Genomic DNA, 20,588 nt, shown 5'->3' with positions numbered 1-20,588 from the left:
GGACGCAATGAAAGTTGTCATATTTGCAGGAGGCTACGGGAGCCGCCTTTCGGAGGAAACGACGCTTCGGCCAAAGCCTATGGTCGAGATTGGCGGACGTCCGATCATCTGGCATATCATGAAAATCTATTCGCATTACGGCTTCAACGACTTCGTTGTGCTTGCCGGTTACAAGGCGGATTACATCAAGGACTACTTCATCAACTATGCGATGATAAACAGCGACTTCACGGTCGACCTAGCGACAGGCGAATTCAAGTGGCTGCGCCGCGCGTTGGAGCCGTGGAAGGTCACCGTGCTCGATACCGGACTAAACACGATGACGGGCGGACGGTTGAGGCGCGCGCGCGACGTCATTGGCGATAGGCGCTTCCTTCTGACCTACGGCGACGGTGTCTCCGATACCGATATCGCCGCGACCATTGAGCTTCATGAGACGAACGGAAACTGGATCACGCTGACCGCCGTCAGCCAGCCGGGCCGCTATGGCGCGCTTGGCCTGTCGGACGACGGTCAGCGTGTCCATGCCTTCCGCGAAAAGCGCATTGGCGATGGCGGTCTGATCAACGGCGGCTTCTTTGTCTGCGAGCCTGACGTCTTCGACCTCATCGACGGTGATGACACCGTCTGGGAAGAGGGCCCGATGGACAGAGCGCTTCACATGGGCAAGGTTGGCTCGCACTGGCACCAGGGCTTCTGGCAAAGCATGGATTCGCTGCGCGACAAGATGGTCCTCGAAAAGGCCTGGGAGAGCGGCAAGGCGCCGTGGAAACTCTGGACCTGACACCGGGGTAAACCGAACCGCTGAGTAGCGGCATAGCGCCTATGTGATTTGGCGCACCCAAACCAGACTTGAATAATATCCTCTATGCGATTCGGGGAATATCGCCTGGGAACTGCGCGAGCGACAGGTACAATCTGTATCATAATGATACATCAAGTATATTTCGACTACCACTTGCGCTTTTCTATTGATTTTTTAAAGGTTTTTGTTACTAGTTTCTTAACGATATGCTTTCGGAGAGCTTCATGATGAAGCATGATGTCGACTTGACCGATGCCTCTATTTTCCCGCACTACGCCCAGCGGCGACCCGCGAGGCCAATAGGCGGGCTGCGAAAAAGGGTGTTTGACGTTGTCGGCTCCCTCGTTCTGCTTGTCCTGTTTTCCCCACTCTTCTTGCTGATCGCGATCGCCGTAAAGCTTGATGACCGCGGACCCGTTCTTTTCGGCCATCAGCGCATTGGCCATAACGGAAGGTCATTCCGTTGCCTGAAATTCCGAACCATGGTCACCGACAGCAATGCGCGGCTTGCTGCCTATCTGGCCGAAAATCCCGCCGCCCTTGCCGAATGGGCAACGACCCGCAAGCTGCGTCACGACATCAGGGTAACCACCACCGGGAAGGTGCTGCGGAAACTCAGTCTCGACGAGTTACCACAACTGCTCAATGTCCTGCGCGGCGATATGAGTCTGGTTGGCCCGCGTCCAATCATGGGCGAAGAAATGGCTCTTTACGGTGATCGCGGCAGTCACTACCTCCGCTCGCGTCCGGGTCTCACCGGCAAGTGGCAGGTGAGCGGGAGAAGCGACACGACCTACGAGGAACGCATCCAACTCGACAGCCAGTATGTTGAGCACTGGTCCTTCGTCGGCGATATCTGGATCATTCTGAGGACCGTGCCTGTTGTCCTGCTCGCGCGGGGTGCCTGCTAGCACGCCGACGCCTTTGCCAGGCGAGGATAAGGAAAGAACCATGAGGTCAATTCGTCAGCTCTCTCCTGCCGCGCGTAACGCCATTTGCGCGCTGCCACGGCTGTGCCTTGCAACACTTGCCGCAGTCGTCTTTCTTGTTCATCTGGCGTTTCTGTCGCCTGCGCACGCTGATCCCTATAAGCTTGGAATCATGGACAAGCTGTCCATCCGAGTGGTCGAGTGGCAGACTGCCGAGGGGCAGTTTCGCGAGTGGCCGAGTATTACCGGCGAATACATCGTGGGTCCGAACGGCGATCTTGCTCTGCCTTTTACGGGCGAGTTGAAAGCAGCCGGCCGGTCGACCTCGGAGGTGGCGCGCGAGATCGCCCACAGCCTTCAGGAACGTTTCGGGCTTCCCGATCCGCCGGAAGCTTCGGTTGAGATTCTCGAATTCCGGCCGATTTTCGTAGCTGGAGAAGTCCACACGCCCGGCAAATATCCCTACGATCCCGAAATGACGGTCCTGAAGGCAATCAGTCTTGCCGGCGGCATGCGTCGCGGGCTGGACGAAGGTCAGCGTTTCGAACGCGACTTCATCAACGCCAAGGGCAGCTACGAGGTACTTGTTGCCGAGCGCGCCCGTCTGATGGCGAAGAAGGCGCGACTTGCCTCCGAGGAGGCCGGTGAGGAGAAGATTGCGATCCCAGAGGACCTTGCCGCCATCCCGCAATCGCGAACGCTGGTCGAGGATGAAATGGCAATCATGGAAACGAACCGCAATGCGTTCGACCTTCGCCTCAAAGGGCTCGATGAGCTGCAAACCCTTTATGGCAACGAAATCACCTCGCTCAGCAAGAAAGTCGACAACCAGGCCCGGCAGGTGGACCTTTACAAGAAGGAGCTCGAAAGGACCGCCAAGCTCGTTAATCAGGGTCTGGCCGTCAGCTCCCGGGCGCTGGGGCTCGAGACGACGCTTGCCGATACCCAGAGCAACCTGCTCGACCTCGACGCTGCCACACTGCGCGCCAAGCAGGAAATGAACAAGGCCGCACTCGACACGATCGACTTGAAGAACGAGCGCAAATCGAAGATTGCGCTCGATATGCAGGAAACCAAGTCGCAGCTGGACGAAAATGCGCTGCAGCTTCAGATGTACCGGCAACTGATGGCCGAGTCGCTGGTGAATGCGCCAACGGCCTCGCAACTGACCGGAAGTGACGCTGTCAAGCTCGTCAGCTATTCGATCGTTCGAACAGTCGCAAACAAGATCCAGGAGATTCCAGCAACTGAGACGACGCCAGTGCAGCCGGGAGACTTGGTCAAGGTCAGCGTCATCAACGAAAAATCATAGGACTAGGGCTCGGCAGGTTGGCATGCGTATCAGTATCAACGCTTTCTTATCGCCTGAACGGAACACGCCCTTTGCGATCTTTGCGATGGTCGCGACGATGTTTTTTATCGCCTATGCGCAGGTGTTTGGCTCCGTCTTCATTCTGTTGTTCTATCTGGTGTGGCTGCCTCTTCTTGCCATGGATCCGCGCGCAGTCATCGGCGATCCACGGCCTCTCTACTGGATTGTTGCCTTTTCCATCTTTGCCTGCCTATCCTTTTTCTGGTCTGCGGTTCCGGGGCTCAGCCTGCGCGGCGGGCTACAATACTTTTCAACGATTGTCTGCGCGTTGGTTGCCGCACGGGTCGTGCCCGTCAAGGCGATGATTTTGGGCATGAGCCTCGGCGCGTCGCTGGTGCTGCTCTACTCGCTGTTGTTTGGGCACTTCAGCTACGATCCTCTTGATGGTGTCTACAGCTTCATCGGCGCGTTCGCATCGAAGAACCAACTCGGCATGTTTGCCGCGCTCGGCGTCTTTGCCTCCTTCTCGCTGGTCTTCATTCTGCAGGTGCAGACGATGTGGCGCATCCTGGCCCTGATGTCGGGCGCCTTCGGCGCCTTTTCGCTCCACGCGGCCCAGTCTGCGACCTCCACGATCACGATCGCCGCAACGATTGCCGCAACAGTCGCTGCGGTCTTCTTGAAGCAGTTCTCACCGCGGCATCGGATGGTCCTCTTCCTGTCGATCGTTCCGACAGCAGCCGTCGCCCTGTTGATTGCACTGAGTGCCGGGCTGTTCGGAGCGATCCTCGGCATCTTCGGCAAGGATGCGACATTGACAGGGCGGACGTATCTTTGGCAGCGCGGCCTCGAGATCGCCCATGAACAACCTGTCTTCGGCATCGGTTTCCAGGGTTTCTGGGTCCAGGGTTTTTCTCAACCGGAGGTCTTGTGGCAGCAGTTCTATATTGCCTCGCGTACGGGCTTTCACTTTCATAATACCTACATCGAGACCATGGTCGAACTTGGCTATATCGGACTTGTCCTGCTCGGCACCGTCATCCTTGGCCTCCTCGCTGGTTATATCAGACGCCTCCTGTCGTCAGGCGCGCGAAACGAGGATGTCGTGCTCTTCGGTCTCATCATACTGTTCGTCAGTCGCTCCTTCTTCGAAGTCGATTTTCTTAATCAATACACGATCGGATCCTTCCTCATCTACTACTGCGCCGGTGCACTCGCGAAACCGGTCGCGGGAACGGCAGGCAATGCCTTGGTGGAGTATTATCCTCAATTCGCCGGCAGCAAAGGTTTTCATGTGCCTCGCCGCGGCGGTCTCGGGTGACCGATGATGATGATGACCTGTCCAAGGTCAGCCACGGCTGATGCCGAACCCTCGTCAGATAAGCTCAAATAGCCTTTGCAAAGGAATGATGCCAAGGTCTTTGATAGTCAGCTATACAGAGAATCGACAGTATCGCAATAATAAATCAGATTCTTTGCCAGACCATTATTGACTCGCATCGCCTGAACTATAACATAGCCTTAGTGCTTAGTTGGGTTTCCTTCACGTGGGGGAATGTAGAATGTCCTTGCCACTTGTCGCTGTTGTGACCCCGACGTATAATGGCGGCCGGTTCTTGGCTGAAACGATGGAATCCGTCCAGCAGCAAGATTGGCCAAATCTTGTTCACATCGTTCTCGACAACAATAGCAGCGACAATACCGAGGAAATCGTCTCCGCCTATTTGAACAAGCGCATCCCTGTCCTTTGCTTCCGCAATGAAAAGACGCTGGATCAGCGTGAAAACTGGACGAAAGCTTATCGCCTGGTGCCTCGGGACGCTGTCTATGTGCGCTATCTGTGCGACGATGACACGATCAGCCCGACGTCGATCTCGAAGATGGCGGCGCTCGGCGAAACCTTTCCGAATGTCGGGGTAATCGGCAGCCTGCATGAGTGTGCGGGTGCCGTTCAGGATTTCTTCTGGCCGCCCGGCAAGCCGGTTTTTCCCGGGAAGGACGCCATGCGTATGGCGCTGCTGCGCCAGGGCATTTTGATGCCGGTCCAAATGATGTGGCGCCGGCGCGTGACTGACGCGCTCGAACCGCTTTTTGCCAGCGCCATGGACGGCAGTTGGGACCTCGATACGGTCTTCCGGATGCTGGCGATCAGCGATTTCGGTTTCGTGCACGAGGCGCTTGGCTTTACCCGTGTACACGAGAATACGGTAACCGCCTTACATTATGCCGGCAAAACCCGCGCCTGGACGCGCGATGGCCTTGATCTCATCATGCGCCACGGCCCGGTCGCCTTCGGGACCGACTACCGCCGCCAGCTTCTTGCGTTTCGCCGCTATTATGTACGCCGCATTCTGACCTGGTGGCGCGAAGATCGCGGCCGCGACCATCTGCAACCCCATTTTGATGCACTGGCAAGGGCCGGCTTTGGTGTCAACGGCATGCTTGTCGTCGATGCCGTGCTGGACTGGATTTACGTCAAGCTTGGCATGCGCCGCGCATGGAGCGGATATCCGGGCTGGCAATAGGCAGCACACGTTTCGATGAAATGAGACCGGAGCATGAGGCTCCGGCTTGGAGGGGTAATGAGTGATCCCGCATTTGAAGGCAATCTGGCATCTCGTGCCATAGGCGCCTTGCCGATGAAGACCGCCAATTTCCGGTCAATCGCCGAAGGCTTGAACGGCCGTGCCCTTGCCGAGCCTCTGCTTGAGGCAGCGATGCAGCGATACAGCCGCCCGCGCCCGCCCGCCCCGGAGGTGATAATCGCCTTTGGACTCGATACCGCTTACCTGCCGCATGCAGGTGTTGTGCTGGCATCGCTTCTCGCTAACGCGCCGGGCGCAAAATTCCGCTTTCTGGTCGTCCATGATGGAATTTCACCCCAAGCCCGTTCGACCTTCGAACGCTGTGCTGAAGGACACAAGTTCGATTGGCTCGAGATCAAAAGCTCGAGCGTCCTTGCAATGCCCGGCCAACGCCATATCAGCCGCGCCGGCTACTATCGCCTGATGCTTTCCGAGCTTGCCCCGCCGGATATCGATCGAGTCCTTTATCTCGATGCCGACCTCGTCGTCATGGGTGATATTAGGGAACTCTACGCCACCGATCTGGGCGAGCATGCAATCGGTGCGGTCTGCGACGTCGGCATGGACGGCGAGGCGTTCGCCGGGCGTTTTCAGCTGCAGCCCAGGCGCCTTGGCTACTTCAATTCCGGCGTGCTGTTGATGGATCTCACTAAGCTGCGCGCCAGTGACGATCTTTCCAAAGTCATCACTGCCTTGGAAACGCGCATCGGCGATATGGAGTATGGCGATCAGTGCGCGCTCAACGTTGTCTTCTGGAGCCGATGGAAGCGGCTTGATATTTTGTGGAACGTCCAACGCCGAATGCTGATGCCGCAGGAAGGCAAGCCCTGCTATGCAACCGCAGCCGAAATGAGAAAAGGGCGCAGGCCAAAGATCATCCACTTCACGGAGCACAACAAACCGTGGTCGACGGACGGATGGCATCCGTTGATCTGGACCTATTACCGCTATCTGAAAAAGACCCCGTATCGGGCGCAGGTCCTCAAGCTTGGCGAGGTCCATTTTATCAAGGACCTGCGTCGGCGCGTCAAGACCATCTTCAACTGGTACCGGTTGCAGGCGTGAGGGGCGCCTGCTTTTCCAGCCGCCCATGCTTGACTATGATCCGTGGCGGTGCGACTGCGTCGGTTGCGCATTGCACAGATGGGATGGTCCATGTCTGAAACGTCGCTGGCAACGGCACTTCGAAATGGCATTGCCTGGAATACCATCAACGCGATCTTTTCGCAGAGCGCCGGGTTTATCATCTTTCTGATCCTTGCGCGCATGCTGGAACCTGCCGTCTTCGGGGCAGTCGCGCTCTCTGCTGTTGTGGCCGACTTCATCGCCAATGACGGCCGCTATGCCGGCATGGACGCGATCCTGCAGCGTGGTAATTTCGACAAGAAGAGCTTGAACGCAGCGTTCATTTCCCTGTCTTTGGTGGCCACACCCTTTGCACTCCTTCTGTTCATGGCTGGGCCGTTGTTCGCTGACTTTGAGAACGCGCCGTTGGTTGCTTACTACATGCCGATTTTTGGCCTTCTTTTGTTCTTTACGCCTTGGCTGTCGGTGATGGATGCCCTGATAATGCGTGAGCTGGGCTTCAAGACGTTTGCTCAGCGCAATATGATTTCGACCCTTGCGGGCGGAATCACCGGTATCACATTGGCGTTCTCACCGCTGGCGATTTGGGCGCTGCCTGCTCAGCGCATTGTTTCGACAATGGCGGTTGTTCTCTTTGAGTTTCGTCATACCGGTTGGTTTCCCGGGCGCCATACCGAAAAAGGCGCGTGCCGTGAAATTCTTCGCCGCTTCCTGCCTCTGTGGATGGTCGCTGCCATTAACATCTCCATGCAGCGCGCTGCCATGCTGGTGTTCGGCATCCGCTTCGATGGCGCGACCGTGGGCTTGTTCCGGGCTGCCGACAGGATCAGCGAGTCGCTGCAAAATCCCCTGGTCAGCCCGCTCTTTGCGCTGTGGTTTCCGTTGATGAGCAAGGTGCGCGGCAACCTTGCGGCGGAAGGCGAAGTGTTTACCGCCATCATCCGAACCGCTGCCTTCGTGGCGCTGCCGGCCTTTACCGGACTGATCGTCGTCGCCGATGATGCGGTGGCGTTGCTGTTGCCTTCGTCCTATGCCGGGGTTGCGCCCATTCTTCGCGCCGTGTCGATCACCTCGCTGATGATCCCGCTTGTCTGGTTCAACCCCATTGCAATGAACGCACTTGGCCTGAACCGCATGTCGCTGCAATATTCTATCGCCGTTGCCTTGACTTGTATCGGTGCGCTCGTCGTCATACCGACAAGCACGGCAGGCGCTGCGATTTTGGTGATGTCGTCGCCGGCGCTCGTCTATGGCGTGATCGGTAATGTCTTGTTACTGCGTCGGCTGAACCTGAAGGCAAAGGCGCATTACATGGGGCTCGCGCCGGCCGCGGCGGCGGCCCTCGCCATGGGCGTCGTCACATACTACGTGCAAGCAACAGCATTGGCTGGGATGCACCCTCCCTTCCGCCTCGCAATCTCCGCGAGTCTCGGCATGGTCATCTATTTCGGCTGGCTCACCTGTTTCAGCAGGAGATGGATGATCGAACGTATCCAGCTCCTGCTCGGGCGGGGCAGATGACACGTCTCGTCGCAGACAGGCGATAACCCGACGCAAGCTTCACCGCCTATCCTTCTTCTCATTCGAAAGCGGGAGAGCGGCATGAAGAAAGCAACGTTGCTGAACGCCACCGGGGTGTCGATGCTCCTCTGGCTTCTTATCCTGCTCGCGGTCATCTGTCTGCTTCGCTAGTACAAATAGGCAGGATCGGGGCCAAAAGCTGCTCCCGACTCGCTTTCAATCGCGGGATAGAGATCGGCAGATCAACTGCGAGATTAATCTTGAGGCATTTATGTCTCATTATCCAAAGAGCGTAACATCCCGAGCCTACAATCGAAGTTTTTATCTGGATTTTAGTTGGATATATCTCGATACTGTTGGCGCCTCCAATGGTGTTATAGTGATGTTACTCAATGATGCAATATTTCCCGCCGTTCAGGCAGCATCGGTTCGCATTCTCGACAGGATTTTGGTCTGCGAGAGCGCTGAGCTGTCATTTTTGTACTTTCACCATAAGACGCGCTTCGTCCTTATCATTTGCACACCGGGCGCACCGGCAAGGTGCGAAATCATTGAAGACTTTGAGGAAAAAACCGGGGCGACCGCCGACAATTACTTCCGCGATTTTGCCGGGGCTGTGCTCGAAGTCAGATCCAGCGAACTCGGCCTTTATCAGACATCCGCAATTTCTCCGGCAGAGGGCTTGGCAAATGGTGCGGTCGGGATCGCAAGGCGTTCTGCTCGACGCAGCGACGCGCTTATCGTGGAAAGGCTGACCGCCGCAAGCTTCCTGATCGGCCAGTTGCTCAAAACGTTCACCGAGATCGCAAGCAATGTACCGCAACACGACGCACTGCCCGGGCTTGTCTTACATCGAGCCCTTGACGCGCTGACCATCCTTTTTGATCTGCGGGTATCTTCATTGCGCAGTTTCGACGGCATTGAAGGCCATCGAGAGCGACTGCTGATCCTGATCATCGCGCTGTCAACTATGGCAGCGAGCGCAAAAGAGTCCGAGGCCGTCAGCGTCGAGATCGCAGACGGGGCAGCAGACACCTCGGTGACTTTCATCCAGAAAAGCGCCGCACTGCTGTCGCCATTCATGAGCGGCCGTGACGCGGCCATCCTGAGGCTCGCCGTCAATGGCCTTGGCGCGCGGCTTTCGCTTCAGCGTGATAGCCAGACCAATACTACGCGCGTACAGCTCGTCATTCGCCAGTGAGGGCTCAACACAAAGCAGGTCACTCGCTTACGCGCAAGCACGGTGTTGAACCGTGCCGCCATGAGCGATCTCCTCAATGATTGAGCTGAAATCTTTCGGCCTGGAACAGACCGCTAATTGCGCGAACCAGAATCTTCAGATCACCCACAAAACTCCACTGGGCCGCATAGGAAGCAGCCGCCGCTTCCCAGTTCCTGGCGCCGTCAGCACTGGTGCGGCAATCGCTGATCATGCCCGGTCTGCAAAACTGTGCCGACACGTTGCCCCTTTTGACGTCGCTGCGATCAACGGGCAGCGATGGCGGACCAACAAAGCTCATGTCACCGAGAAGCACATTGAGAAGTTGCGGCAGATCATCAAGCCCCGTTCGATCAAGAATCCGTCCAACCGGCGTCAGCAAAACATCGTCCTTCAACGTTGCCGTCATGATCCAGCTTGCAAGCTCGTCTGGATGGCGCGACAGATGCTGGCCAAGCCGGAGGCGCCAGTCGACCGGCAATTTCCGGAAGCTGTAGCATTCAAAGCCCTCTCCCCCAACTGATCGCCGTTTTTCCGCGGAAAGCACTGGACCGCCATCGGTCAAGCGAACAAGTAAAGCGATTGCAATCATCAGTGGCAAAAGGCAAAGGATAGCAACACACGCCAGAACGGCGTCAAAAATCCGTTTCTGTGCACCGCCCGCAGGCTGCGGGACGTGTCGATCCCTGTGATTACGCGAAGCATCGGCAAATTCGGCATCGTACTTCATTCTGAGGCCCCCACAGTACTGGCCATTTAAATCGCACTGATCAGTATTTTTCAAGAACAATCTGATGTATACCCCCGAAAGGATGAACTACGTCCGCGGATGCATACGTTACCATACGTAGCGTTTCGTCAACCTTGATTTGCACGGTCACATTTATCGCGCGCATAGACTTCTACTCTTCGCGAAGATTCATTCGCCTATCATTTGTAAACTTTATTCTTTCGGATTACTGACAAGTTTTCGACATTTTCGGCATAAGACACCACGAAATATCGCGTTTAACGACTTTTTAACGACGACATCTTTTTGACATCTTGTCTGTTGAAGTTCCAAGGGGCGCATTAAGCATGACAACACTGCATCGAGGAACCAAGTTATCTCCGACCGTGCGCAGTATTGCGCGACGATAGAAGACGGCCAGGGTTCAAAATGCGCATCGTGAGGCGGGATGGGGGAGTTCATGTACGCACCCAAGGTGTTTGTTTCGATGGCCGCCGTGCTCATCGCCTTCTTTTGCGCGATGTTATGGACGCAAGACTCCGTCCTCAGCGCGTTTGCCGATAGCCTTTTATGCGCTGTCCTGATCCAGATGGGCTATTTTCTCGGTGTCCTGTTTCTGGTCTGGCACGAGGACATGTCCAGGCCTGCTCGCGCCCTCGATATTCCGGGCAAAGCGGTCGGCCCCCGATCCTGATGCGGGACCCTCATTGTCTCCGAGCAGCTCAAGGTGTGTGATTGTCCAGATCGGTCGAGGGGTGATGTGTTATCCGCTTTACCGTGACGAAAATCTGCTGCGCTTTGCACGCTGCACAATTGACTCCGTTGCTCACCGGTAAGATGAAGGAGGATGGTTCATGCGTGGTGGCGGGCAAGGCCCAGCGTACACGGTTGGCGTGAGATGAAAGCCGGATGAGCAGATTTTTTGTCGACGCCATTGTCGTAGGCGCAGGCGTCATCGGCCTGGCGGTTGCCCGCAAGCTCGCGCTTTGCGGCCTTGAAACCATCATTCTCGAGCGCTCGAACGCAATCGGCACAGAAACCTCGTCCAGGAACTCCGAAGTTATCCACGCTGGTCTTTATTACCCGCAGGGTTCGCTTAAGGCGACGGTCTGCGTCGAGGGCCGGGCGGCGCTTTACGACTACTGTGCCCGTCGCGGCGTGGAAGCGCGACGCGTAGGCAAGATCCTGCTTGCAGCAAGCCCCGAGGAATTGCCCAAGCTTGAAGCGATCGCCGCTGCGGCCAAACGCAATGGCGTTTTGGATCTCGTTCCACTCTCACCGAGCGACGTCGCCAACCTTGAACCGGAGCTGCATTGCGCTGGCGCGCTGTTTTCGCCATCGACGGGCATCATCGACAGTCACGGTTACATGCAGGCGCTGCGCGACGATTTCGAAACCGCCGGCGGCATGCTCGCCTTCAACACGCCGGCTGCGGCAATCAGGTGCGGTGGTGCGAAGATCGGCCTGACCACGGGCGGAGCAGAGCCGGCCGAAATTGAGGCGAGCTTCGTGGTCAATGCCGCCGGCCACGGCGCCCCCGGCCTTGCAGCGAGGACGGCAGGGCTTTCCCGCAAGATGGTGCCGTCACAATGGTACGCCAAGGGCAACTACTTTTCGCTTTCCGGGCATCAGCCCTTTTCGCACCTCGTCTACCCAATGCCCGACCATGCCGGCCTTGGGGTCCACGCAACGGTCGACCTCAACGGGCGCTGCCGTTTCGGACCCGATGTCGAATGGGTCGATGAGAACCATTCGCTCGATGTTTCTGCCTCCCGCGCGGAACAGTTTTACGGTGCGATCCGCCGCTATTGGCCAGGTTTGCGCGACGGCGCCCTGCAGCCGGATTATGCCGGGATAAGGCCGAAGCTTCACAACGCAACCATGCCGATGCCGGACTTCCGCATTGACGTGCCGCACCTGCATGGTGTCAAAGGCTTGGTCAACCTGTTCGGGATCGAAAGCCCCGGCCTGACGGGATCGCTTGCGATCGCGGATATGGTTGCGGTCGCGCTTGGAGTTGCAAGCAACAAAGAAGCGCCGACCCCTTCGCAACTTTGATCGCTAAGCGGTTCTCGTGCTCCATTTGCCTGAAAGAAGTTTACACGCGGCCGTGTTTAGCGCGCGGAGGGAGCGGTATCTCTTCCACCCGAAGACCCACTGTAGGGGCCTTGGCGATAAATGCCGGAAATGATCATTATCGGAATTCCGATCCTTCCGAGGCGTCATATCGAAAATTTCCGAGTACACCGTCGCAAGTATTATTAACTTCATACTAGTAGTGTAACTATCTTTACACGCAATGATCGTAGCCAATATTGATTAAATTCCCCATTTCAAACATACTCAAATGGTGCATTTTTACATATACATAACGTGATTGAACACTATTTCAAACTTATGATAGTAAATAAATACCGCAAGAACTTCAAAACCAAGCTACTGCATCTTTCGTGAGAGTCATTGGGATTTTTAATCCGAAATCTTCGTGACTCCACACCAGCATGCTCTTTTGCATTAAATGCATTGCAACATATCGCACCATAGCTAACATTGTGACGGGGCCGCAATGATTTCAGGACGTATTGATGACATGCCAGGTGACATCGATGTCCTCATCGTCGGATCCGGACCCGTCGGCCTCACCCTTGCCAAAGAGCTTCGGCAGGCCGACAAGCGCGTGCTCGTTGTTGAGTCGGGCGGGTTAGACCCATCTGCGGCTTCGAATGAACTCGCCGGCGCTTTAATCCTGGAGCCCGCCACCCACGACGACGTCCGCATCTGCGTCTCGCGCCAATTCGGCGGAACAAGCAACCTTTGGACCGGGCGATGCCTTCCCTTTGATCCGATCGACTTTGAAGATCGATTTCCCGATGGGCGGTGGCCCATTTCCTATGATGAGATACGACCGTTCTACGACCGTGCCGTTGAATACGCCAACTGCGGCCAGGGGTTCGTCGATAAAGCGCCACTTGCGTCGGCAGACGCCCGTTTCGAACTAACGCACCTTGAACGTTACAGTCGTGATCCGAAACTGTTTCGCGCGAGCCTTCAGCAATTCAGCAAGGATAGGGGACTGACAATCCTCCTGAACACCACTGTCGTGGATCTGGTCCTGACGGAAAACAGCAGCGTCAGCCATGTCGTGGCCCGTCACAAAAACGGTCTTGCCTATCGCATTTCATGCAAACTCGTGGTTCTTGCCTCAGGTGGGCTGGAAGCGGCGAGACTTCTGCTCAACATCCAGCGGCGTCACCCGCTGATGTTTGGGGGGCCTCATGGAGCGCTCGGCCGTTACTACATGGGCCATCTTTTCGGGCATATTGCTGCGCTCAGATTTTCGAACAGAGCGGCCGAGGCACTTTTCGACTTCCACCGGGACGAAGCAGGCGCATATGTGCGCAGACGCATCGTGCCGAGCGATACGCTCATCAACCAGCATCATTTACCGAATGTGGCGTTCTGGCCCGACGTGCCGACCCTTTCAGATCCGCAGCATGAAAGTGCCTTTTTGTCCGCCGCTTACCTTGCCTTGAGCTTTCGTCCACTCGGACGGTTCCTCACACCTGAAGTCATCCGCCGGCATCATGCAAGCCGTCTTGATGCAATCGCCGGCCATCTCAAGAACCTCGCCGCTAACCCGACCGAGATTGTCAGGCAGCTACCAGGCTATCTGCGCAATCGCTACGGGCGAAGCGCCAGGAAGCCTGGCTTCTTCATCAATAACAGCCGTCGGACGTACAGGCTCGCTTTCCATGCCGAACATTTCCCAGACAGGCAAAGCCACGTGCGCTTGTCTGACAGTGTCGATGCTTTCTTCGTGCCGCGGCTGACGATCGACATGCGCGTACCTGACGAGAATATCCGTGCACTCGTTCGCACCCATCGAGTCCTGAATGACTGGCTCGAAAAAAATGACCTGGGTCAACTCGATCTGAATCGTAGTGACGATACGCTTGCAAGTGCCATCGCTACGCGCATCCGCCACGGCACGCATCAGATTGGGCTGACGCGCATGGGAACGAACCGCAACGACGCCGTCGTCGACGCGAACTTGAAGATCTTCGATCTTGCTAACGCATATATTGCGAGTTCTTCTGTCTTTCCGACGTCGAGCCAGGCCAACCCAACATTGACAGCAATCGCCCTTGCAATTCGCCTCGCGCAGCACATCATCCAGCCGGCGCCCTAGGTTTCCCTTCTGGTGCATACCTCCGAAGCCTAAAGGGGTTTCATTTGCGAACTTCGACTTTGTTCGGTGGGGCAGCTTAAGGTTCCGATTGATCTCCATAAATCTTATAGATTAATTTACTGCGACGGCGCCAAAATATCGGCTAGGCCGAGCCACAAAGATGCGTCAAGCTCCTCCCAAATCTCGAACCCAGTTGGATCAGCAGCAGTGACGAACAACGAAACGGATAGCGTCAAAAGACCGGCCGTTGCCATTGTCGGCGGCGGCTTTTCCGGTGCGGGTGTCGCCTATCACCTGGTAAAAGCCATGCCGGACAAGTTGCCGCGGATCATCGTCTTCGAACCACGCCGGGAAATCGGCCGCGGACTTGCCTATGATACGGAAGATCCGGCCCACCGCATCAACGTCCCTGCTGCGCGCATGAGCCTGCTGCCCGATCTGCCGGAAGATTTTCTCGATTGGGTGGTGGAAAATGACGCCGTTGCCGACGACCGGGAAGCGTTGTGGCTGAATGGCAATCTCTTCCCGCAGCGGCACCTCTTCGGCGCATATGTCGCCGCGCGGCTGCGCCCAATTGTCTTAAGCGGTGCGGTGGAGCACAAAAAAGCGATCGTAACAAAGGTCTCGTCCGGTTCGGACGGCTGGTTGATAACGGATAGCAATGACGAGGACACGCGCGCCGATTTTCTTGTGATCGCGACAAGCCATCCCGCGCCCTCAGCACCGCGCCGCCTTTCCGCCGCATTGGCCGGTCACCCGCGCTTTGTTGCCGATTCGACGCGACCCGGCGCACTCGATATCATTCGCCCGGACGATCGGGTCCTCATCGTCGGCAACGGGCTGACATCTGCCGATATCACCGCATCGCTGACGCGCAGCGGGCATCATGGACCGATTACCTCGATTTCCCGCCGCGGCCTTCGTTCGCGCGGCCACCCACCCTGCCCGCAGGAACCGTTCGGCGATTTCCTTTCCGCTCCGGCCGCAAGTGCTGCTGCACTCCTCCGGAACGTTCGTAAAGCGATCGATCAGGCAGCCGAAATCGGCGAAAGCTGGCACGCGGTCATCGATCAGGTGCGCAGCGACGGCCATGAGATCTGGCGCAATCTGCCGGTCGCCGAACGGTGCCGCATCGTCCACCACTTGCGGCCTTACTGGGATGTCCATCGCTTCCGCGTTGCGCCGCAGGTTGAGGCCGTTCTTGAAAGCGCCATTGCCGAAGGGCGGCTCGAGGTTCTTGCCGCTTCCGTTGCAAGCGTCAAAGTCGACGGCGAGGCGATCGATGTGTTGCTTCGCCGGCGAACCGGCGAGCATGTCGAAAAACGCTTCGACGCTGTGGTCGTGACCACAGGTCCCAGTCATGGCGGTATTCTCGAAAGCCAGCCATGGCTGCATACGCTCAATCAGAGCGGTTGTGTTCAGCTCGATCCGACCGGCCTTGGCATCGCCTGCAATGAGAGTTCGGAAGCAGTCGGCAAGGACGGTCTATCGAACGCGTCCCTATTGATTTCGGGTCCGCTTGCGCGCGGCACGTTCGGTGAACTGATGGGTCTACCGCAGGTGACGGACCATGCAGTCTTCGTTGCTGCCGAACTTGTAAGAAAACTTAACATGTTCAGGTAGCTCACTTTTGCTGGGAATTCGATGATTGACTAGGACCAAAGTCTGGCCGCTCCTCAGGCTTCAGTCCGATTTCCTCTCCGGAAAATATGATGCATGTTCCGCGTGACCTGAAGCGCACTGTTCGGTATGCCGCGCGACAGGTTAAGGGCTTTCCTAGTCCGCCGACTAGGGAGGCCCCTTTATATGCCATGCTCGCCGCCTGGGCCGTCTGGCGTGTTCATGGAGCGGAATCACGCTTATCATAGAAGAGCTTTCAAAGCGTTGTCTTCAACACCGGCGAGCGCCTGGTTATGCAACTGCCGCCAGATGGCTGATCGTTCCGATCAGAGCTGTGGCTTCACCTCGCCATCATATGTCCCTTCATCACGTCTTCATGATCGATGTCCCACAATTCGGCCGGCGCAAATGCATCCGTCTGCCGCGTCTGTCCGATTGCCGCGATTTCGATGATCGCCATCCCGCTCGGGGATTGTGAGAATCAAAGGTGGCATGCTCACCTTCCGTGTTCCTTCCAAATATGCCTTTCCTGGGTCGTCCGCGGAAACGACGAGAGAAGGGCTTTCTGTCTTTCAAGTCGGTCGATAAGGCGTCCGCCCGCTGGAACTGGCCTCTGCCGGCTCTGCAACTTTCGTCAGAAAGCAGCGTTCGGCGCTTTCGGAGAGGCGAACGGGCGGCATCAGCCGACCCGGCGATGCCGAAGTTCGGCGGCTCAAAGATCATTTGGGCCTTGTCAAGCACGTCGTACCGGATCGACATCTTCACCATGGTCAAGCCATTGGGATACGACGTAACCCATTGAAGCATGACGTCAAAGACGAACTGGTGGCAATTGCTGCCGAATTGCGCAAGTCTTTGCCGCAGCGACGTATGTTTCTCGGACGTTAGGCTCGATTGCAAAGTAGCAGTCACCTCGAATACTCATGTTGCGCTTGCACTTGCGACATTAAATCTCTGTAATTATTACATTTTTTAAACGAAACTGTAAGGAACATTTAATTTGTAAACACGGCCCGGTCGGAGCATATCTCTCCAAGACGCCAATTCTTGAGGCCGGCGATATGCACCGGATGTCTTGATGGTTTACCTAAGAAGACGAAAGAACTGGCGCCATGTTTCGCCCGACGCCCGCGTTCCCCCGCATGGAACTAAGACGCCGCCATGCAGCATTTCCGCAAGGGACTTTTCGCCATGTCAACGATCCTCTCCAAGCATCGCACCGCAGCGCTGATCGGCGCAGCTTTTATCGCAGTCACAGTCGCCCTGCCGTTTGCCATCAACGCATCCAACGCCGTCGCCGCTCCGGCCGGAATCAATGGGGCGCTTGCCTCCAGCGGCTCTTTCGCCTCAGTCGTCGATGCCGACAAGCCTGCTGTCGTTACCATCACCACGACGATGAAAGCCGACGCCAGCGCCGGCGACGACCAATCTCCGATGGACGAGCAATTCCGGCAGTTCTTCGAGCAGCAAGGCATACCGTTTCCGAAGCAGGTGCCACAGCACCAGCAGGGCGAGCGCGCCATGGCGCTTGGCTCCGGCTTCATCATCAGTCCAGATGGCGTCATCGTTACCAACAATCACGTGATCGACAATGCTTTGGACATAAAGGTGACACTGGATGACGGCACGGAGCTTCCGGCCAAGCTGGTCGGTACCGATGCGAAGTCCGATGTCGCCGTTTTGAAGATCGAGGCTCCGAAACCGCTTGCAACGATCGCCTGGGGCGATTCCGACCAGTTGAAGCTCGGCGACCAAATCCTGGCTATCGGCAATCCCTTCGGCATCGGCACGACGGTGACGGCCGGTATCGTATCGGCGCGCGGCCGCGATCTGCACAGCGGTCCTTATGACGATTTCATCCAGATCGACGCGCCGATCAACCGCGGCAATTCCGGCGGTCCGTTGGTTGATCGCGATGGCAACGTCGTCGGCATGAATACGGCCATCTATTCGCCGAATGGCGGCAGCGTGGGCGTCGGTTTTGCGATCCCGTCCGACGAAGCCAGGGCGATCGTCGCAAAGCTTCAGAAGGACGGTTCGATCGCGCATGGCTATCTCGGCGTGCAGATCCAGGCAGTCACCAAGGATGTTGCCGATGCCGTTGGGCTCAGCGCCGCGCAGGGTGCCCTCGTCACAGCCGTAAGCGGCGCAACTCCGGCCGCACGCGCCGCTGTCAAGACGGGCGATATCATCACCGCTGTCGGACGCGAAACCGTGAAAACGCCGAAGGATCTCTCGCGTCTTGTCGCCGACATGTCGCCAGGCGCCAGAGAGACGCTCACCGTCTGGCGCGACGGCCAGAGCACCGAGCTCACCGTCACGATCGGCGGCAACGACACAGGCGAGAAGGAGGCAACCACTGGGGGAAGCAGCGGCAGAACACAAGCCGGTCCGGGCATCGGGATTGCTCTTGCCGATCTGACGCCACATACCCGCGAGGAATTGAACCTGCCGAGAAGCGTCACGGGCGCGGTTGTCGCCAGCGTCAACCCAGGCAAACCGGCAGCCGAAGCAGGCATTCAAACAGGCGATGTCATCGTTTCGGTCAACGACAAGACCGTGCAAAATGCAGGCGATGTGAAGAACGCCGTTACCAACGCTGCAAGATCCGGCCGCAAGTCGGTGCTTCTGCTTGTCGAACGCGGCGGCAACAAGATCTTCGTTGCCGTGCCATTCGCGGCTGCCTGACGCGGGACGCCCGGGCCACTATCGCCCCCGCTTCCACCGGATGCGGGGGCGTTGCCGCTTGGTGGTGTGCGCTTCTATCGATCCTCACGCGGATGCCAAAACCGCAAAACATAGATGACCGGCAGTTGGATTTCATAGCGGAGCTCGTAGTGGCCAACGAGAATGCGGCGGCCCCCCGCGGATCGAACGCCTCGAGCCGCCCACCAAGGCGCGGCTGTTCGAGCAGGCGTCTCGGTGTAGCGGTTGGTGATTGCACGGTCCGGGCCGCCGCTTGTCGATTGACCGGGGCGAGAAAGTCCTAGAGGCGGGCGAGATCTGAGACCGCTTTGCTCGTCCACTTGAGCTCCATTCACCGAGGCAACGAAATCGGCTCGTCGCTGTCGAGGCTATCAGCCCAGGCCTGGACGGACTGATGGTCGATGGCGTTGCCGTTGTCGACGTCGGTCAGCGCCTCTAGCGTCAAACGCCGACGCTCCTCATCCTGGTCAATCCATGCGGTCAGGGCTTGCTAGACGATCAAGCCACGCGAACGTTCAAGCCGCGCCGCGAGTTGATCAACCTTTTGCGCAAGCGGAAGCGGCACATGCGCGGTCAGCACTTTAGTTTTCCATCGAAAACTCCTCGTCAAGCGCCGGTCGAGGCGCAGCACTTATCGACATACACGATCAGAAACGATGAACTTCAATGGTTTCTCAAGATTTTGCGCCCAGATCAGCCGCGGCACTTAGGAATCTCCGCATCCTCACCCGCCTCTAGCTTCGCCAGCCAGGCATCTGCGTCCTCGAACGACAGAAGCAGATGTGCTCGCCTCCCAAGTACGCATGGCGTCTTGCTTGAATGCATCTCGCTTTTCCTCGCGCTCGACGCACTGCGCGATGGCTTCGCGCATGACCCAACGCGAACTACGCGCGTTAATCTCATGGAATTCCTGCCGAGCGGCTAATGCATTGAGTTCCATGCGTAATTACGTCTCGATCCTCCAACGCGTCCGCAGGCTACAGCCAGGAGGCCGATGATTTTGGCAGTCTGCCCTCTGGATCGATTGCGCGAAGTTCTGGTGCTCCGGGCATATTCCATCCCCACAGCGCGACGCATGTGCCGCCATGCGACATGAAGGACGGATAGATCACGCCGTGATATCCCGATTCAAGCAGGCGTTCGCGCAACCGGTGGGTCTCCGGCACCTTGCTCTGATCCATCAGCATCCGCCATTCACAACGATGGATGTCCGCCGGAACCTCAAATTCGCGAAGAAGCCCTGGGTCTGTCGTGTCCGCAAGGCACGCGCCTCTAAGCTCCAACTGCACGATCATCGCCGGATGCTGGACGAAGCCCTGGTTGTACTCGGCCCAGGCCGTCGACAACTCGCAGGCCGCATAGACCGTCGGGGCGCCGACCGGATTCCACCGGCCACCGAAACGGCTGGCGCCCTCGCCGGAAAGCGGCGCGTAGGCCCATCTGGGAACAAAGGCGCGCCAGAGATGCACGATGGCGCCCGATTGCACCTCAGGCATAGACGCCGGAGCGGACTGCTTCGAGATAGGCGAGAACGCGGTCAGGCTTGCCTTCACCGACAAGATCAAACGCCGTCTTGCCGCCCCAACCGGGAATTGGTTGATGCTTGAACCAGATGACCGCGCGGCTTTCATCGCCGGTCATTTCGCTTGCCATCGCAAGAATGCGAACGACGTTGCTCAGCGCGCCATCCACCTTGCGGGCGCTCGACTTCGCCGTCAGCGTATTGCGCGCCACCCCGATCAGCCGAGCGAGCTCGGAAAGCGTCACGCCAAGTTGCTCGGCGACCCGTCGGGCGGACAGAAACGACGAATGTCCATCGCCGAACCGGGCAGCGACATTACTGAAACTCGTGGCTGCCATGATAAGTATCCTCACATAGTTTGACC

General features: G+C 57.4%; 16 protein-coding genes and 2 pseudogenes. 13 read left to right on the top strand and 5 right to left on the bottom strand.

The genetic code is table 11. From position 1 onward, the window contains the following. Positions 1–7 precede the first annotated feature (7 nt). The 8 genes from rfbF to ACZ9BX_RS29590 all read left to right on the top strand — a co-directional run bounded on the left by rfbF (position 8) and on the right by ACZ9BX_RS29590 (position 9,439). A complete protein-coding gene (gene rfbF, locus ACZ9BX_RS29625) occupies positions 8–784 on the top strand; it encodes a glucose-1-phosphate cytidylyltransferase (protein ID WP_086996205.1) in 777 nt (258 codons plus the stop codon). A gap of 245 nt (positions 785–1,029) precedes the next feature. Beyond that, on the top strand, positions 1,030–1,716 hold the full coding sequence (locus ACZ9BX_RS29620) for a sugar transferase (protein ID WP_476221797.1): 687 nt from the start codon (positions 1,030–1,032) through the stop codon (positions 1,714–1,716). Positions 1,717–1,756: 40 nt separating this feature from the next. After that, positions 1,757–3,046 carry a polysaccharide biosynthesis/export family protein gene (locus ACZ9BX_RS29615; protein ID WP_476221795.1) on the top strand — a complete coding sequence of 430 codons (1,290 nt, stop codon included), beginning with the start codon at positions 1,757–1,759 and terminating at the stop codon, positions 3,044–3,046. 22 nt (positions 3,047–3,068) lie between these two features. Further along, complete coding sequence (locus ACZ9BX_RS29610; protein ID WP_476221794.1) at positions 3,069–4,367, top strand: O-antigen ligase family protein; 1,299 nt, start codon at positions 3,069–3,071, stop codon at positions 4,365–4,367. A 241-nt stretch (positions 4,368–4,608) separates the two neighbouring features. Next, positions 4,609–5,571 carry a glycosyltransferase family A protein gene (locus ACZ9BX_RS29605; protein ID WP_476221793.1) on the top strand — a complete coding sequence of 321 codons (963 nt, stop codon included), beginning with the start codon at positions 4,609–4,611 and terminating at the stop codon, positions 5,569–5,571. Positions 5,572–5,628: 57 nt separating this feature from the next. Continuing rightward, entirely contained in the window at positions 5,629–6,696 is a 1,068-nt protein-coding gene (locus ACZ9BX_RS29600; protein ID WP_476221792.1) for a glycosyltransferase family 8 protein, read from the top strand. A gap of 42 nt (positions 6,697–6,738) precedes the next feature. Further along, on the top strand, positions 6,739–8,238 hold the full coding sequence (locus ACZ9BX_RS29595; RefSeq protein ID WP_476221790.1) for an oligosaccharide flippase family protein: 1,500 nt from the start codon (positions 6,739–6,741) through the stop codon (positions 8,236–8,238). A gap of 271 nt (positions 8,239–8,509) precedes the next feature. Beyond that, positions 8,510–9,439 carry a hypothetical protein gene (locus tag ACZ9BX_RS29590; protein ID WP_476221788.1) on the top strand — a complete coding sequence of 310 codons (930 nt, stop codon included), beginning with the start codon at positions 8,510–8,512 and terminating at the stop codon, positions 9,437–9,439. Positions 9,440–9,512: 73 nt separating this feature from the next. On the opposite strand, the gene ACZ9BX_RS29585 is transcribed toward ACZ9BX_RS29590, so the two are convergent. Next, positions 9,513–10,187, bottom strand: coding sequence for a sugar transferase (locus ACZ9BX_RS29585; protein ID WP_476221787.1), 675 nt, complete (start codon positions 10,185–10,187; stop codon positions 9,513–9,515). A gap of 460 nt (positions 10,188–10,647) precedes the next feature. Between ACZ9BX_RS29585 and ACZ9BX_RS29580 the strand changes: the two genes are divergently transcribed. The 5 genes from ACZ9BX_RS29580 (at position 10,648) to ACZ9BX_RS29560 (ending at position 18,684) form a co-directional block, all read left to right on the top strand. Beyond that, on the top strand, positions 10,648–10,881 hold the full coding sequence (locus ACZ9BX_RS29580; RefSeq protein ID WP_086996285.1) for an exopolysaccharide production repressor protein: 234 nt from the start codon (positions 10,648–10,650) through the stop codon (positions 10,879–10,881). Positions 10,882–11,096: 215 nt separating this feature from the next. Further along, on the top strand, positions 11,097–12,245 hold the full coding sequence (locus ACZ9BX_RS29575; protein ID WP_476221786.1) for an NAD(P)/FAD-dependent oxidoreductase: 1,149 nt from the start codon (positions 11,097–11,099) through the stop codon (positions 12,243–12,245). 532 nt (positions 12,246–12,777) lie between these two features. Next, a complete protein-coding gene (locus ACZ9BX_RS29570; RefSeq protein WP_476221784.1) occupies positions 12,778–14,376 on the top strand; it encodes an FAD-dependent oxidoreductase in 1,599 nt (532 codons plus the stop codon). Positions 14,377–14,583: 207 nt separating this feature from the next. Continuing rightward, a complete protein-coding gene (locus ACZ9BX_RS29565) occupies positions 14,584–15,999 on the top strand; it encodes an FAD/NAD(P)-binding protein (protein ID WP_476221783.1) in 1,416 nt (471 codons plus the stop codon). A gap of 1,188 nt (positions 16,000–17,187) precedes the next feature. Further along, a complete protein-coding gene (locus ACZ9BX_RS29560; RefSeq protein ID WP_476223083.1) occupies positions 17,188–18,684 on the top strand; it encodes a DegQ family serine endoprotease in 1,497 nt (498 codons plus the stop codon). 74 nt (positions 18,685–18,758) lie between these two features. Here the strand turns inward: ACZ9BX_RS29560 and ACZ9BX_RS29555 are convergent. The 4 genes and pseudogenes from ACZ9BX_RS29555 to ACZ9BX_RS29540 form a co-directional block, all read right to left on the bottom strand. After that, positions 18,759–19,033: pseudogene (locus ACZ9BX_RS29555) on the bottom strand (type II toxin-antitoxin system RelE/ParE family toxin). Further along, a pseudogene (locus ACZ9BX_RS29550) lies at positions 19,034–19,312 on the bottom strand (CopG family ribbon-helix-helix protein). A gap of 367 nt (positions 19,313–19,679) precedes the next feature. Further along, on the bottom strand, positions 19,680–20,198 hold the full coding sequence (locus ACZ9BX_RS29545; protein ID WP_476221782.1) for an RES family NAD+ phosphorylase: 519 nt from the start codon (positions 20,196–20,198) through the stop codon (positions 19,680–19,682). Then, positions 20,191–20,562 (bottom strand): antitoxin Xre/MbcA/ParS toxin-binding domain-containing protein, encoded by a 372-nt coding sequence (locus ACZ9BX_RS29540; RefSeq protein ID WP_476221780.1) that lies wholly within the window; start codon positions 20,560–20,562, stop codon positions 20,191–20,193. The genes ACZ9BX_RS29545 and ACZ9BX_RS29540 overlap by 8 nt, the downstream gene beginning before the upstream one ends. Positions 20,563–20,588 lie beyond the last annotated feature (26 nt).

The sequence above is a fragment of the Rhizobium sp. USDA 3886 genome (assembly GCF_056279785.1).
This window is presented reverse-complemented; position numbering and strand designations above follow the sequence as displayed.

What these genes read in the sequence shown, in the direction of transcription:
- ACZ9BX_RS29620 (WP_476221797.1), top strand. Translation starts at nt 1,030, where the DNA reads ATGATGAAGCATGATGTCGACTTGACCGATGCCTCTATTTTCCCGCAC.
- ACZ9BX_RS29580 (WP_086996285.1), top strand. Translation starts at nt 10,648, where the DNA reads ATGTACGCACCCAAGGTGTTTGTTTCGATGGCCGCCGTGCTCATCGCC.
- ACZ9BX_RS29615 (WP_476221795.1), top strand. Translation starts at nt 1,757, where the DNA reads ATGAGGTCAATTCGTCAGCTCTCTCCTGCCGCGCGTAACGCCATTTGC.
- ACZ9BX_RS29600 (WP_476221792.1), top strand. Translation starts at nt 5,629, where the DNA reads ATGAGTGATCCCGCATTTGAAGGCAATCTGGCATCTCGTGCCATAGGC.
- ACZ9BX_RS29540 (WP_476221780.1), bottom strand. Translation starts at nt 20,562, where the DNA reads ATGGCAGCCACGAGTTTCAGTAATGTCGCTGCCCGGTTCGGCGATGGA.
- ACZ9BX_RS29545 (WP_476221782.1), bottom strand. Translation starts at nt 20,198, where the DNA reads ATGCCTGAGGTGCAATCGGGCGCCATCGTGCATCTCTGGCGCGCCTTT.
- ACZ9BX_RS29605 (WP_476221793.1), top strand. Translation starts at nt 4,609, where the DNA reads ATGTCCTTGCCACTTGTCGCTGTTGTGACCCCGACGTATAATGGCGGC.
- ACZ9BX_RS29610 (WP_476221794.1), top strand. Translation starts at nt 3,069, where the DNA reads ATGCGTATCAGTATCAACGCTTTCTTATCGCCTGAACGGAACACGCCC.
- ACZ9BX_RS29575 (WP_476221786.1), top strand. Translation starts at nt 11,097, where the DNA reads ATGAGCAGATTTTTTGTCGACGCCATTGTCGTAGGCGCAGGCGTCATC.
- ACZ9BX_RS29585 (WP_476221787.1), bottom strand. Translation starts at nt 10,187, where the DNA reads ATGAAGTACGATGCCGAATTTGCCGATGCTTCGCGTAATCACAGGGAT.
- rfbF (WP_086996205.1), top strand. Translation starts at nt 8, where the DNA reads ATGAAAGTTGTCATATTTGCAGGAGGCTACGGGAGCCGCCTTTCGGAG.
- ACZ9BX_RS29590 (WP_476221788.1), top strand. Translation starts at nt 8,510, where the DNA reads ATGTCTCATTATCCAAAGAGCGTAACATCCCGAGCCTACAATCGAAGT.
- ACZ9BX_RS29560 (WP_476223083.1), top strand. Translation starts at nt 17,188, where the DNA reads ATGTCAACGATCCTCTCCAAGCATCGCACCGCAGCGCTGATCGGCGCA.
- ACZ9BX_RS29570 (WP_476221784.1), top strand. Translation starts at nt 12,778, where the DNA reads ATGCCAGGTGACATCGATGTCCTCATCGTCGGATCCGGACCCGTCGGC.